Here is a 15574-nt window from a genome sequence, read left to right on the forward strand (position 1 = left end):
TAGGGGAAAGGAGAATAGACTATGGGGAATTTAGAATTAAAGGTAAATGGAGAAGTAAAAAAATACTGTATAGATAAGAATTCTGAAGGCATAAAATTAGAAGAAATAGCAAGAGATATTGAAAGTGATTCTAGTGGGATTATAACTTTAGGGATTATAAAAAATAAATTAAAAGAGTTAAGTCATGTTGTAAAAGAAGATTGTAGTATAAGATTTTTAGATACTACAGATTTAGATGGATATAGAGTATATACTAGAGTTCTAAATTTTATATTTATGATGTCATGCAATGATATTTTTAAGGATTCAAGGATTACTGTGGAGCATTCTTTATCAAATGGATTATATTGCGAGGTTCATATTGGTAGGGATTTAACTGAAGAAGACATAAAAAATATAAAATGTAGAATGGAAGAAATAATAAATAATAATTATGAAATAGAAAAAATAAGCACTACAAGAGCAGAAGCTATTTCAATATTCAAAGAGCACAAAATGATAGAAAAAGCAGAATTATTAAAATACAAAGAATATGATGATGTAAAAATATATAAATGCAATAATTATATAGATCACTTTTATGGATATATGTTACCTTCAACAGGATATATAAAAACATTTGATCTAAAATTATATAAAAATGGAGTTATACTTTTTGGACCAAGTAAATTTGACAAGAATATACCAAGAGAATTTAAACCTCAGCCTAAGTTATCTAATATATATCGAGAATCTGAGATATGGTCTAAATTAATAGGTGTAGATAAAGTTTTAACTCTAAACAAAATTATAGAAAATAATGAATATGGTGATGTTATAAGAACAGTCGAAGCTCTGCATGAAAAAAAGCTTTCTCAAATTTCTGATATAATAAAAGAAAATAAGAAGAGGATAATATTAATAGCGGCCCCTTCATCATCAGGGAAAACAAGTTTTGCTCATAGATTATGCATTCATCTTAGAGTAAATAATCTTAAACCTGTATCTATATCATTAGATGATTATTTTGTAGATAGGGAACATACTCCGATAGATGAATTCGGTAATTATGACTTTGAATCTATCTATGCAATAAACTTAGAGCAATTTAATAAAGATTTAAAGGATTTATTAGAAGGAAAAGAGATATCTATACCTAAATTTGACTTTAAACAAGGTAAGCAGGTTAATAGTAATAAAAAGCTAAAAATAGAGAGTGATCAGCCAATAATATTAGAAGGTATACATGGATTAAATCCATTACTAACATCATCTATACCTGATAATGAAAAGTTTAAAATATATTTAAGTGCACTTACTCAAATAAACTTAGATGACCACAATAGAATACCAACAACAGATCTAAGGTTAATTAGAAGGATAGTAAGAGATTATAATTTTAGAGGTTATAGTGCAGAGACAACTATTATTAATTGGAACTCAGTAAGAAGAGGAGAAGAAAAAAATATATTTCCTTATCAAGAAGAAGCCGATGTTATATTTAACTCAGCTTGTTTATACGAATTAGCAGTTTTAAAAAAATATGTAACTCCATTATTAGAAAGTATTAAGGAGAATAGTAGGGCTTATATAGAATCTAATAGATTATTAAAATTTCTACAATATTTTGTAGCATTAGATGATATATCTGATATACCATCAACATCTATATTAAGAGAATTTATTGGAGGTAGTAAAATTGTAGATTAAATATGAATAGGCACGAATATAAAACTTTACACTATTTAACTTAAAGGGTGTATATGACATAAGTTTATATTTGTGCCTTGTTATTTTAATATTATATAAATTTCTTTTATAGCATATAATTTTTGTATTATAATATACAATATATAATAATAGATAAAGTTACGGAAGTTGTTAGCACAAAGGAGGATTTTATAGACAGATGGAAAATTTATTAAATAACATAATTAAATTAAACAAAAAATATACAAATTTTGGTCAGGTTGCAAGCTACATACCAGAATTAAAAAATGCTAATTCAGAAGATTTAGGAATCTGCATAATAGATAAAGATAATAATATTCATTATGCAGGAGATTATAAAAAGAAATTTACAATACAAAGTGTTTCTAAAACTATTATATTAGCTATGGCATTAATGGATAATGATTGGTCTTATGTATTTTCAAAAGTAGGAATGGAGCCTAGTGGAGATCCTTTTAACTCAATAATGAAATTAGAAACAGATGATACTAAAAAACCTTGTAATCCAATGATAAATGCAGGTGCAATAGTAACGACGTCATTAATTAAGGGAACTACACTAAAGGAAAAAGAAGAAAGAATGTTAGCTTTCTTTAGAAAAATAGCTAAAAATGATGATATAAAAATAAATCAAGCTGTATATGAATCAGAGAAGTTAACAGGTGATAGAAATAGAGCAATGGCATATTTATTAAAAAATGATGGTGTAATAAATGGAGATGTAGAAGAAATCCTTGATTTATACTTCAAGCAATGCTCTATAGAAGTTGATTGTGTAGATCTAGCTAGAATAGGTCTTTTATTTGCGAATTATGGTATAGATATAGAAACAGGCGAACGTGTAATAAGTGAAAATGTATCCAGAATGGTAAAAACATTTATGGTTACATGTGGAATGTACGATGCATCAGGAGAATTTGCAATAAAAGTTGGAATACCTGCAAAATCTGGTGTAGGAGGAGGAATTATGGCATCTGTACCAAGAAAGATGGGTATAGGAGTTTACGGGCCTTCGTTAGATAAAAAAGGAAATAGTATAGCTGGGATTAAGATATTAGAAGATTTATCGAAACAGTTAGAGTTAAGTATATTTTAATATATAGAATTTTTTGACAATTGTATACACTTAATATATAATTAAAATATAATAAAATAATATTTTTTTAGGGGTGGGGGAATGAAAGAGTTACTTGTGCTACGAGACTTAGAATGTATAAAGGCTATTGCACATCCTCGTAGAATAGACATTCTAAAATCATTTGAAAAAGAGCCGTTATCAGCGAAGCAATTGTCACAAATGTTAGATGAGCCTCATGCAAAAATCAACTATCACATAAAAACTTTATACAAAGTTGGAATACTTGAGTTAGTAGAAGAAAAGATAAAGTCCGGAATTGTTGAAAAATACTATTACCCAACTGCTAAAAATATAATAGTGGGTAAAAAAGTCATTGATTTTTCACTAGATAATTTAGATAATGGGGATAAGAAAGATATGTGCATATCTAAATTTGAAAATATGAGCGAACTTTTTTACAAGGCAGCAGAAAATGAAGTGCTTCAACCGAATAATGTTATAGAGTATAGTGATGTTTCATTTGCAGAAAGTGAAATTAATGAGATTAATGAAGCTATTAGAACAAAAGTAAATGAAATATTAGATAAAAGGTGTGAAAGCGAATTAGATGAAGGATATAATCTAGCGCTAGTTAGTATACCTATATTGAAAAAAGAAGAGTATAATTTATAATAAGTATCAACATTAGTTGATACTTATTTTTTTGGGTATAATTAAATTATACAATATTAACTTTAATAGACATAAGGAGGAGCGACATGCTTATAATAGGACCACATATTTCTATTGCTAAAGGTTTTGCAAAAGCTGCACAATCGGCTGTAGATATGAATGCAAATACTTTTCAATTTTTTACTAGAAATCCAAGAGGAGGAAATGCGAAAGCTTTTGATGAAAAAGATATAGCAAAGTTTCAAAAAATAAGAGAAGAGAATAATTTTGGACCTCTTTTAGCCCATGCACCGTATACTATGAATTTAGGTGGAGCAAAAGATGATGTATATGAATTTGCAAGGAGAGTAATAAAAGAAGATATAGAGAGAATGGATTCAATTGGAATTGAGTATATGTGTTTTCATCCAGGAAGTCATGTAGGTGGTGGAATAGATTTTGGTATAGAAAGGATAATTAATGGCCTAAATGAAGGTATTAAAGGAAATGAAAATATAACTATACTTTTAGAAACTATGTCAGGAAAGGGAACTGAGATAGGTTTTGAATTTGGGCAACTGAAAAGAATAATTGATGGAGTGGAGCATAATGGAAAAATTGGAGTATGCTTAGATACTTGTCATATATTCTCGGCAGGATATGATATAGTAAATAATTTAGAAAATGTATTAGAAGAGTTTGATAAAATAATTGGACTAGATAGACTTAAAGCAGTGCATTTAAATGATAGTCTAATGCCATTTGGTGACAAAAAGGATAGACATGCCCCATTAGGAGAAGGAAAAATTGGTTTAGAGGCAATTATCAACTTTATGACACATCCTAAATTAAAGGACTTACCATTCTTTTTAGAAACTCCTTTTGATGAAGAGGGTCATAAGAGAGAAATAAAAATGATAAGAGAAATACTGACTAATAATTAAGATTAATATATAATAGATATATAATTTTAATAGATAGGCGGGGGTCAAATGAGATATTTAGGAAATACTAATATGAAAATAAAGAGAGTTGGATTTGGGGGCATACCAATACAAAGGATAACTCAAGATGATACTAATTTAGTTATTGATGAACTAGAGAAAAATAATATAAACTTTATAGATACAGCTAGAGGATATACTATAAGTGAAGAATATATAGGTAATGCATTAAGAGGAAGACGAGATAAGTTCTTTATTGCTACTAAAAGTATGTCTAGAGATTATGAAAGTATGAAGAAGGATATAGAAATCAGTCTAAGAAATCTTCAAACAGAATATATTGATCTATATCAACTTCACAATGTTAAGTTAGAAGAATATAAGACTATATTTGAAAATGATAAGGCAATGAGAGCATTATTAGAGGCTCAAAAAGAAGGCAAGATAAAATATATAGGAATAACTAGTCATAGTTTAGATACGATAGAACATGCAGTAGAAGATGAAAAGTTTGATACAATACAGTTTCCATATAATATTGTCGAAGGCCAAGCTGATGAAGTATTTAGAAAAGCAAATGAAAAAGGCATTGGTATAATTGTTATGAAACCATTAGCTGGAGGTGCTTTAGATGATGCAACCTTAGCTATCAAATATATATTATCAAAAGATTATATTGATGTAGCTATACCAGGGATGGATAGTATCGAACAAGTTCAACAAAATGTTGATGTATTAAATAATTTAGAATTAACAGAAAATGATAATAAAAAAATAGAAGAGATAAGAACTACTTTAGGTGGTAAATTCTGTAGAAGATGTGAGTATTGTTTACCATGTCCAGTAGGTGTAAATATACCTCAAAACTTTTTATTAGAAGGTTATTATACGAGATATAATCTAAAGGAATGGTCAAAAGAGAGATATGATGGCTTACAAGGGAAAGCCAGTGACTGTGTCAAGTGTGGAAAATGCGAAAAAAAATGCCCATATGATCTTCCAATAATAGAAATGTTAGAAAACGTATGTGCAAAGTTAGGTTAAATTAAATAAAGGGGAGTGTATCAAATAATCTATATAAATAACTTTGGTACATACCCCTTTTAATTTTGCTCTATTCTTTTTTTGATATAGAGTAAGAAACTTCATATTCAGCTACCGGATAAAGTTCGATTTCAACTCTAGGATTTTCTTTATCTATGAAGTCAAAAAGTAGTACGGGTTTTAGTTGTTTATCATTTTTTATTATGCCACTTTTTTCTATTCCATCACAGATACTTTTAGGATAGTTATGTAAATCACCCATACGTTTATTTGGAAAATACAGTTTTAAAACTGTTATCAAATCTTCTTCTATTGTTTCACCGAAATATTGTTGATTTATATAACCAGCAATCATATTCTCATAAGCTAAATATTTAGAGTGTTTACCAGTTGAAGGCATCCATGCTTGACCGTGTATATTATGAAGTTTAAAATTTGATTTACTTATAGGTCTACCGGGTATTGTTAATTTAATCAAAGTATCACATCCTTACGATTAGTAATTATAAATGTAATCGTAAATTAATGAAAGGAGGATTTTATGAATAGTGAAAAATTAAAGAGTTTTTGTAGGAATATAGGATTGAAATACGTTGGAATTGCAGGCGTTGGTCCTTACGATAATTTAGAAAGAATAATAAAAAATAAATTATCTAACGGTCACTTTACAGGCATGGAAGAAGAAGTAATAGAAAAAAGAATAAATCCTAAACTTATTATGGAAAATGCTGAATCAATAATTGTATGTGCATTTCCATATTACACAGGAGAATATGAGGATTCTAATTTATCTAAGTATTGTTACGGAAAGGATTATCACTTAGTTGCTAAGGATTATTTACAAAAAATATGTGATTACTTATCTGAAGAAATAAATAATTTTGAATATAAATACTTCGTTGATAATGGACCATTAGTAGATAGACACTTAGCATACTTGGCCGGAATAGGATATTTTGGAATAAATAATAATATAATAACAGATGAATACGGTTCATATATTTTTATAGGGTATATAGTAAATAATTATGAATTTCATGTAGATAAACCATTACCAAAAACCTGTATAAAATGTAATAAATGTGTAAAATATTGTCCGGGAAATGCGATATTGGGAAATTATGAATTAAATCCTAAAAGGTGTTTATCTTATATAACTCAAAAGAAAGGTGACTTTTCAGAAGAAGAAAAAACATTACTAAGAGATAATAAAAAGATATTTGGTTGTGATATATGCCAAGATGTGTGCCCTCATAATAAAAGAATATCTAAAACAGAAATAAATGAATTTATAGATAATCAAATAACGAAGTTAGAATATGAAGAAATAAATGACATTTCTAATAAAGAATTTAAGCGAAGATATGGTGATAGAGCATTTAGTTGGAGAGGAAAAAATATAATAAAAAGAAATATAGAAATAATTTTAGAGAAGCCTTAATAGAATGAATAAAGGCTTCTTTTTATATTAGAAAAAATATACCTTAGTACATATAACTATATATATTCACTTTACTGTATAATCAAAGGTTTATTATAAAGAGGAAAGAGGGGGGAAATATGCAAAAATTCAAAAATACATCTGAAATAGAAGTACTAGATGAAATACTAGGCCAAGAAAGAGCTATTAGGGCTATGGAGGTAGGACTTAAAATAGATAATTCAGCTTACAATATATATGTGTCAGGACATTCAGGAACAGGTAAAACCACATATACACTAAAAGCATTAAATAAATATTCAGTAGGCAAAGCTAGACATAAAGATTGGTGCTATGTATATAACTTTGAGCATCCTAGAGACCCGATATCCATTGGTTTAAAAATAGGATTAGGAAAAGTATTTAAAAAAGATATAGAAAAACTAATAGAAGCATTATTAGATGAATTAAAAGATGCCTTTGAAAGTGAAGATTATGAATTAGGTAAAAATCAACTATTAGAAAGTTATGATATAGAAAAAGAATCTCTTTTAAAAGAAATTAAAAAGTATGGAGAAGAAAGAGGTTTTAAATTAAAGAATAGTAGGTTAGGTATGGTTTTCGTTCCTTTAAAAGAAGACTATGAAGAAGAAGTATCAGATGAAGAATTTTATAAAACAAAAAGAGAACTAGAACATATGGCGATTCAAACTGTATATAAAATAAGAGATATAGAAGATGAAGCAAAAGAAGCATTATTAGGCTTAGAAGAAGAAATAGGAAGATTCATTATAGATCCTCATATAGATGAACTAAGCGAAAAATATAAAGAATATGAGAAAGTAGTACAGTATTTAAAAAATTTAAGAGATGATATATTAGAAAATATATTTTTATTTTATATGGATGATGAAGAATTAAAAGATAAGGTAGATAAGGATCATTTCTTAAAATACAGAGTGAACTTATTTGTAGATAATGAAGATGAAAAAACTAATTCTTCAGCACCTATTATAGTAGAGACTAATCCTAGTCCAGCAAACTTATTTGGAAAGATAGAGTACGATTATTATAATGGAAATTTAAAAACTGATTTTACGAAAATAATTCCAGGAGCTGTTCATAAAGCTAATGGAGGATATTTAGTTTTATATGCAGACCAATTACTTAGATATGAATTATCTTGGGATATGTTAAAAAGAACTATTCAATCTAAAAAAATAATTATTGATACTAATACATCTATAAATCCAGAGAGTATACCAATTGATATAAAGGTAATATTAATAGGAAGTAATTATTTATATAATCTTCTGTATAGCTATGATAATGACTTTAGTAAGTACTTTAAGATTTTTGTAGACTTCGATAATGAGATGAATAAAAATGAAGATAATGAAATGGGTATTGCCAGATTTATAGCTCTTCAATGTAAAAAAAATAATTTGAAACACTTTACCTATGATGCAGTTCAAGAAGTTATAAATTTTAGCACAAGATTATCTGGTGATATAGATAGATTATCTACTGAATTTAATAAGATTATGGAAGTAATTGTAGAGGGGAACACATATGCTGAAATCAATAATTCAGAGTTTGTAGATAAAGATGATGTGAAGATGGCTATAAATGAAAAAAGAAAGAGACTAAATAAAATAGAGTGCAAGATGGATGAATCTATAGAAAATGGATTTACATTGATAGATACAGAAGGACAGAGAGTAGGAGTTATTAATGGTCTATCTGTACTGAGTACAGGAGAATATTCATTTGGAAGGGCTTCAAGAATAACAGCGACAACAAGTATAGGAAACAGAGGAGTTATAAATATTGAAAGAGAAGTTAAAATGAGTGGCTCTATACATGATAAAGGTATTTTAATTTTATCTGGATATTTATCTGAGAACTTCGCTCAAGAATATCCTTTATCAATGAACGCATCTATATGCTTTGAACAAAGTTATGGAGGTGTAGATGGAGACAGTGCATCTGGAGCAGAACTATATGCAATACTATCTTCATTAGGAGGAATACCTATAAAACAAAATATTGCGGCAACTGGATCAATTAATCAAAAAGGTGAGATACAAGTAGTTGGAGGAATCACTGAGAAAATAGAAGGATTTTACTATACATGTAAAAATAAAGGTTTAAATGGGAATCAAGGTGTAATAATTCCAAAGAATAATAGTAGAAATATGATTTTATCCGAAGAGGTTAATAATGCTATAAAAGAAGGTATGTTCCATATTTACACTGTAAACAATATTGAAGAAGCTATGGAAATACTAACGGATATGAAGTTTAGTGAGATAAAGTCATTAGTTAAAGAAAGATTGGATAGTTTTGCTAAATTAAGAGATACTTCTAAATAAATGATTTATAATATTTTAAAAAGGGTAATTAATATAACAAATAAAAAAGCGAAAACTAAATAGTTTTTGCTTTTTTATTTGTTATAGATTAGTGAAATTGATAGATAATATAAATAGAATAAAATTTAGAGGGGACAAATTTATGAAAGATGTTAATAAAATATTAGATAAATTAGAAGAATTATATCCAGATGCTAAATGTGAGTTAGATTACACAACTCCATTTGAGCTCTTAATTGCAACAATATTATCAGCTCAATGTACAGATGTAAGGGTAAATATTGTTACTGGAAAAATGTTTAAAAAGTATAATACCCCGGAAGCTTTTAATAAATTAAGTATAGAAGAAATAATAAAAGAAATAAAAACTTGTGGCCTATATAAAAGTAAAGCAGAAAAAATAAAGATAACTTCGCAAAAAATATGCGAAGATTATAATGGGCAGGTTCCAGATACATTAGAAGAATTAGTGAAGCTGCCTGGTGTAGGTAGAAAAACAGCTGGAGTTGTTTTAAGTAATGCATTTAATAAACCAGCAATAGCTGTAGATACACATGTATTTAGAGTTTCAAATAGAATTGGTATAGTTAATACTAAAACACCTGAAAAGACTGAGTTTGCGCTTATGGAAGCAATACCGAAAGAAAGATGGTCTCATTCTCATCACTTATTAATTTTTCATGGAAGGAGAATGTGTAAAGCAAGAAAGCCAGAATGTGGTATTTGCCCTATAAAAAGTGATTGTGACTACTATATTGGAAGGGAATGACAGCTTTGAAACGAATTAAAAAAATATCATTATTAATAGTAGCAATATTTTTTTTAGGAAACATGCAAATTGTACAAGGAATTGAAAAGGAAGGAAAAATACATAAAAATATTTATGTAGAAAATATTGACTTATCAAATTTAACTAATAAAGAAGCTATGTATAAAATTAATAAAATAATAGAAGAAAATAATAAAGTAAAACTGAATTTTAATGAAAAAGTATATGAACTGAATTTAGATGACATAGGTGTGAAATATAAAGTTAAGAAAGCGGTAGATGATGCTTATGATATTGGAAGACAGGATAGTTTTATTAATGATATAAAGACTAAAGTTAGTTTAGATTTAGGTCATAAGAAGATTATAAAACTAGAATATACTTATAGTGATGAAAAGTTAGAAAAATATATAGATACCATAAGTAATGATTTTTATGTACAACCTATAAATGCAACTGCAAAAATAGAAAATGGATTGGTTATAACGACAAAAGAAAAAGTTGGACAAAGATTGAATAAGGGTAAATTAAAAAATGAAATTATTAACAATATAAAAAATATTTATGGAGAAACAGTACAGATAACTGTACAAAATATAGAACCGAGATATAAAGAATCGCAATTATCTCAAATTGACACAGTTCTAGGGACTTATGAAACTAGTTTTAACGGTAAAATTTTAAATAGAGTAAATAATATAAAAATAGCTTCAGATGCAACTACAAATGTATTGATAGGGAGTGGAGAAGAATTCTCTTTTAACTCTATAATTTTGAATTCTAATTGTGTTAATAAAATGAAGGAAGCGCCTGTCATAGTAAATGGAAAATTAGAAAATGGATTAGGTGGAGGTATATGTCAAGTATCAAGTACTATATATAATGCAGCTCTTTATGCAGGAATGAATATTACAAGTGTAAAAAATCATACAATACCAAGTGCATATATCTCTAAAGGAAGAGATGCAACTGTATCATTGGGGGATATTGACTTTAAATTTAAAAATAAATTTAAAACACCTGTTTTAATATATAATGAAGTTTATGAAAATAGAATAGTTTCAACGATTTATGGAAATAAAGAAGACAAGAAGGAGATAGAAATTACTACAGAGATTGTAGAAATACTTCCTAACAAAGTTGTACGAAAAAATAGTGAAGAAATGTATGAAGGGGAAAAATTTGTAGAACAAGATGGTAGGGTAGGATATAAGGTTAATACTTTTAGAATATATAAATTGGGTAAAGATATTTCTAAAGAATTAGTATATGAGAGCTTTTATCCTCCTAAGGATAAGGTAATCATACATGGAACGAAAAAGAAAATAATTAAGAAAAAAGAAATAATAGAAGAAAATAATCATAAAGATATTAATAAAAAATCGAAAATTAAGACTGAGATTGTATAAATCTGTAAACTAGAAAATAGTTTTAATTAAAGAACTTTTTTAATTAAAACTATTTTCTGCTATAATAATATTTAGAAAATAAAACCATATGATGTTTAGAACATAAAGGATATAGCATTAATTAGGAGGATAAGTATGTCATTAAATATAGTTTTAGTAGAACCAGAAATACCTCAAAATACTGGTAATATATTAAGAACATGTGCAGCTACAGGATCAACCCTGCATTTAGTTAGACCACTAGGATTTTCTTTAGAGGATAAATATTTAAAAAGAAGTGGTCTTGATTATTGGGATATAGCAAACATACAATATTACGATAGTCTTGAAGAGGTAAAAGAAAAAAATCCTGATGGAGTATTTTTCTATTCAACAACAAAAACAAATAATTCTCATTCAGATATGAAATTTGTAGAAAATTCATTTTTAGTATTTGGAAAAGAGACAAAAGGATTACCAGAGGATATATTAAAGGAAAATCCAGAAACTTGCATGAGGATACCAATGTTAAATCATGAAAGAGCAAGGTCTTTAAATTTATCGAATGCAGTAGCGATAGTTGTATTTGAAGCATTAAGACAAATTGGATATCCAAATATGAGGTAATGCTAAGATGTTAAATGAAATTTGAAAAGGGGGCATATTTTTATAATGAATAATTTAAAAATAGTATGTGATAGTTTATCTGACGTACCAATAGACTTAATTCATAAATACGATATAGAAGTAGTTCCACTGACTGTAATTTTAGATGGCAAAGAATATAAAGATGGTGTAGACATAACAAAAGAAGAGTTTTATAAGAAATTAAGAGGAGAAAATATATACCCAAAAACATCTCAAGCTACATATGCACAATTTAAGGATGTTTTTGAAAAATATATTAATGAAGGTAGAGATATACTTTATATAGCTGGTTCCTCTACTGCAACTGGTACTTATCAAAGTGCTATTATGGCTAAAAATGATTTAGATGGAAATATATATACATATGACTCACAGAGTTTTTCTTATGGTATAGGTGTTTTAGTTGTAAAAGCGGCTGAACTTGCCAAGGAAGGTAAAAATGGTGGGGAAATAATAGAAGAATTAAAGAATTTAAGAGAAAAGTCATATTTATTATTTTCTGTTGATACATTAGAATACCTTCAAAAAGGCGGAAGAATATCTTCAACAAAGGCTACTATAGCTAATATATTAAATATAAAGCCTATTTTAGATGTAAAAGAGGGATTAGTATCTCCTATAGCTCAAGTTAGAGGAAAAAAACATGTAATTTCAAAAATGATAGAACTTGTAAAAGAAAATTGTGGGGATGATTTATCAGATCAGGTAATTTACATAGGTTATAGCGATGATTTAAAAGAAAAGGAAAAATTAGTTGAAGCTGCAAAAAAAGAATTAAATCCAAAAGAAGTACAGTTTTTCATGGTAGGAACTTGTATAGGATCTCATTCAGGTCCAGGTGTAACTGGAATTCTAACTTTTAAGAAATAAAAATAAGAAGTCTTAGAATAAATATTTATTTTGAGGCTTCTTTTTTATTTAAAAACTAAAATGTAAATCATTATTCATACTAATAATGATTAAAAATCTAACTAAAAATTTATAGTAGTGTATATAAATAAATATAAAATATACTCTAATAAGAATTTTAACCATTAAATGCAACACATTCTTACAAAAAAAAAGAAAATTCTGCAGAAAAAGTATAGCTAAAAAAAAGAAAATAGTGTAAAATAAAGATAATTATTACAGATGTAGAGTAATTTAGGAGGGAATTTATGAAACTTAAGAAGTTATTAGCATTAGGCTTAACTACAGTTATGACTGCTGGTTTATTAGTAGGATGTGGTTCAAGCTCAGATGATTCTGCTAAAGGATCAGAAGATAAAGTATACAAAATAGGGATGATAACAGATACTGGTGGGGTAAATGATGAATCATTCAACCAATCTGCATGGAAAGGTCTTGAAGACTTAAAAGCTGAGTATGGGGATAAAGTAGAAGTTAAGTACTTAGAATCTACTCAAGATGCAGATTACGCTCCAAATATAGAAACATTTGCTGATCAAGATTATGATTTAATAGTAGGTGTTGGTTACAAGTTAGAAGACGCGATAAAAAAAGCAGCTTCAGATTATCCAGAAAAGCAATTTGCTATAATAGATTCAGTTGTAGAGGCTGAAAATGTTAACTCATTAACTTTCGATGATAGTGTATCTTCTTTCTTAACAGGATTAATAGCTGGTAAGATGACTGAAACTGGTAAGGTTGCATTCATAGGTGGTATAGAAAGTGATTTATTAAGAACTTTTGAATACGGATTTAAAGCTGGTGTAAAGACTGCTAAAGAAGATGCTACTATAGCATCTCAATATGCAAACAGCTTCTCTGATGCTGCTAAAGGTAAGTCTATAGCTAATCAAATGCACAAAGATGGTGTAGATATAATATTTACAGCTGCTGGAGCTACTGGAACAGGAGCAATAGAAGCTGCTAAGGAAAACAATAAAAAAGCTATAGGTGTTGATTCAGATCAATATAATTTAGCTCCAAACAATATGTTAACATCAGCTATGAAGAATATAGATGTTGCTATGTTCAACTTATGTAAAGAAATGGTAGAAGGAAATTACAAAGGTGGACAAGTTATAGTAAATACTTTAGAAAATGGTGGAGTTGGTATAGCTCCAACAAGTGATAAAAACGTAGACCCAGAAGTATTAACTTATGTTAATGAAATGGCTGAAAAAATAAAGAGTGGAGAAGTAAAAGTACCTTCTAATAAAGAAGAGTTCGAAGCTCAATTCGGAAAATAAAAATAAAAATTATATCATATAAAACTATCCTAATAATTTAGGATAGTTTTTTTATTGTAATAAAAGAGATTTATAATTTATTAAAAAAATACATATCTAAAAATATGGTTAATTATTTGGATAAAAGACTTTTAAAATGAGAAACATACCAATATACATAAAATCATTAAAGGAGGCAAAAGTAATGAAATTAAAAAAGACTATAACACTTGCCACATCTTTAATTTTATCAGCTTCTATGATAGTTGGATGTAGCAATAAAACTAATGAAAAAACAGAAGGAGGAACTACATCTAATAAAGTATATAAGGTAGGAATGGTAACTGACACTGGTGGAGTAAATGATGAATCTTTCAACCAATCAACATGGAAAGGTCTTCAAAAATTAAAAAAGGATTATGGAGATAAAGTCGATGTAAAATATTTAGAATCAAAACAAGATGCAGAATATGTGCCAAATATAGAAACCTTCATAGATGAAGATATGGATTTAATAATTGGAGTGGGTTATAAATTAAAAGATGCTATAGCTGAAGCATCTAAAAATTATCCAGATAATAATTTTGCAATTGTTGATGAAGTAGTAGATGCAAAGAATGTAGATTCTTTAATATTTGAAGATAATGTATCATCTTATCTAACTGGTTTAATTGCAGGAAAAATGACTAAGACTGGTAAAGTTGGTTTTATAGGTGGAATTGAAAGTGAAGTTTTAAAGAAATTTGAATATGGATTTAAAGCAGGTGTAATTGATTCTAATCCAGATGCAAAAATATCAACTCAATATGCAAATAGCTTTTCAGATGCAGCATTAGGTAAATCTATAGCAAATCAAATGCACAAGAATGGTGTAGATGTAATATTTACAGCAGCAGGAGCTTGTGGTACAGGAGCAATAGAAGCTGCAAAAGAAAGTAATAAGATGGCAATCGGTGTAGACCAAGATCAAAATTCACTTGCACCTAAAAATGTTATAACATCAGCTATGAAAAATATAGATGTAGCTGTATATAATCTATCTAAAAAGTTAATAGAAGGAAAATATGAAGGTGGTCAAACTATAGTTAATACACTATCAACTGGTGGTGTAGGAATAGCACCAACTACTAAAAATAATGTTCCTGAAGATGTCTTAAAATATGTTGATGATACAGAAGAAAAAATAAAATCAGGGGATATCAAGGTTCCTGCTAATCAAGAAGAGTTTGAAAAGGCTTATCCTAATAATAAATAGATTTTAAATAAAACTCCCCCTTAAAAATAGGTAACTATAATTAAATATCTATTTTTAAGGGGGAGTTTTTCTTTATAAATATAAAATATGTGTATCAAACAAATAGATTATATCTAAT

General features: G+C 27.9%; 14 protein-coding genes. 13 read left to right on the forward strand and 1 reads right to left on the reverse strand.

Translation table 11 applies throughout. The features are described 5' to 3' along the window. Positions 1 to 21 precede the first annotated feature (21 nt). From H8923_RS11720 to H8923_RS11740, 5 genes are all read left to right on the forward strand, one after another. On the forward strand, positions 22 to 1689 hold the full coding sequence (locus H8923_RS11720; protein WP_153971945.1) for a nucleoside kinase: 1668 nt from the start codon (positions 22 to 24) through the stop codon (positions 1687 to 1689). A gap of 199 nt (positions 1690 to 1888) precedes the next feature. Beyond that, on the forward strand, positions 1889 to 2806 hold the full coding sequence (gene glsA, locus H8923_RS11725) for a glutaminase A (RefSeq protein ID WP_153971944.1): 918 nt from the start codon (positions 1889 to 1891) through the stop codon (positions 2804 to 2806). A gap of 81 nt (positions 2807 to 2887) precedes the next feature. Continuing rightward, on the forward strand, positions 2888 to 3460 hold the full coding sequence (locus H8923_RS11730) for an ArsR/SmtB family transcription factor (RefSeq protein ID WP_153971943.1): 573 nt from the start codon (positions 2888 to 2890) through the stop codon (positions 3458 to 3460). Between the two features lie 86 nt (positions 3461 to 3546). Further along, entirely contained in the window at positions 3547 to 4383 is an 837-nt protein-coding gene (locus H8923_RS11735; protein ID WP_153971942.1) for a deoxyribonuclease IV, read from the forward strand. A gap of 48 nt (positions 4384 to 4431) precedes the next feature. Beyond that, positions 4432 to 5427, forward strand: coding sequence for an aldo/keto reductase (locus H8923_RS11740; protein WP_153971941.1), 996 nt, complete (start codon positions 4432 to 4434; stop codon positions 5425 to 5427). A 70-nt stretch (positions 5428 to 5497) separates the two neighbouring features. On the opposite strand, the gene H8923_RS11745 is transcribed toward H8923_RS11740, so the two are convergent. Next, the gene (locus tag H8923_RS11745; RefSeq protein ID WP_147542032.1) at positions 5498 to 5905 is read right to left on the reverse strand and encodes a RusA family crossover junction endodeoxyribonuclease; all 408 of its coding nucleotides are present in this window, start codon (positions 5903 to 5905) and stop codon (positions 5498 to 5500) included. 63 nt (positions 5906 to 5968) lie between these two features. Between H8923_RS11745 and queG the strand changes: the two genes are divergently transcribed. The 8 genes from queG (at position 5969) to H8923_RS11785 (ending at position 15456) form a co-directional block, all read left to right on the forward strand. Continuing rightward, complete coding sequence (gene queG / locus H8923_RS11750) at positions 5969 to 6868, forward strand: tRNA epoxyqueuosine(34) reductase QueG (protein ID WP_153971940.1); 900 nt, start codon at positions 5969 to 5971, stop codon at positions 6866 to 6868. A gap of 119 nt (positions 6869 to 6987) precedes the next feature. Continuing rightward, positions 6988 to 9222, forward strand: coding sequence for a Lon protease family protein (locus tag H8923_RS11755; protein ID WP_153971939.1), 2235 nt, complete (start codon positions 6988 to 6990; stop codon positions 9220 to 9222). 142 nt (positions 9223 to 9364) lie between these two features. Continuing rightward, positions 9365 to 9991: an endonuclease III gene (gene nth / locus H8923_RS11760; RefSeq protein WP_153971938.1), complete on the forward strand. Its 627-nt coding sequence runs from the start codon at positions 9365 to 9367 to the stop codon at positions 9989 to 9991. A gap of 5 nt (positions 9992 to 9996) precedes the next feature. Beyond that, complete coding sequence (locus tag H8923_RS11765) at positions 9997 to 11400, forward strand: VanW family protein (protein WP_172976730.1); 1404 nt, start codon at positions 9997 to 9999, stop codon at positions 11398 to 11400. A 135-nt stretch (positions 11401 to 11535) separates the two neighbouring features. Then, positions 11536 to 12006 carry a tRNA (uridine(34)/cytosine(34)/5-carboxymethylaminomethyluridine(34)-2'-O)-methyltransferase TrmL gene (trmL, locus tag H8923_RS11770; RefSeq protein WP_153971936.1) on the forward strand — a complete coding sequence of 157 codons (471 nt, stop codon included), beginning with the start codon at positions 11536 to 11538 and terminating at the stop codon, positions 12004 to 12006. A 45-nt stretch (positions 12007 to 12051) separates the two neighbouring features. Further along, positions 12052 to 12897, forward strand: coding sequence for a DegV family protein (locus H8923_RS11775; RefSeq protein ID WP_153971935.1), 846 nt, complete (start codon positions 12052 to 12054; stop codon positions 12895 to 12897). Positions 12898 to 13184: 287 nt separating this feature from the next. Continuing rightward, positions 13185 to 14222: a BMP family lipoprotein gene (locus H8923_RS11780; RefSeq protein ID WP_153971934.1), complete on the forward strand. Its 1038-nt coding sequence runs from the start codon at positions 13185 to 13187 to the stop codon at positions 14220 to 14222. A gap of 184 nt (positions 14223 to 14406) precedes the next feature. Further along, positions 14407 to 15456, forward strand: a complete 1050-nt coding sequence (locus tag H8923_RS11785; RefSeq protein WP_153971933.1) for a BMP family lipoprotein — start codon at positions 14407 to 14409, stop codon at positions 15454 to 15456. Positions 15457 to 15574: the final 118 nt, after the last annotated feature.

Source organism: Romboutsia faecis, from assembly GCF_014323405.1.
In the GTDB taxonomy this organism is placed as follows: Bacteria; Bacillota; Clostridia; order Peptostreptococcales; family Peptostreptococcaceae; genus Romboutsia_E; species Romboutsia_E faecis.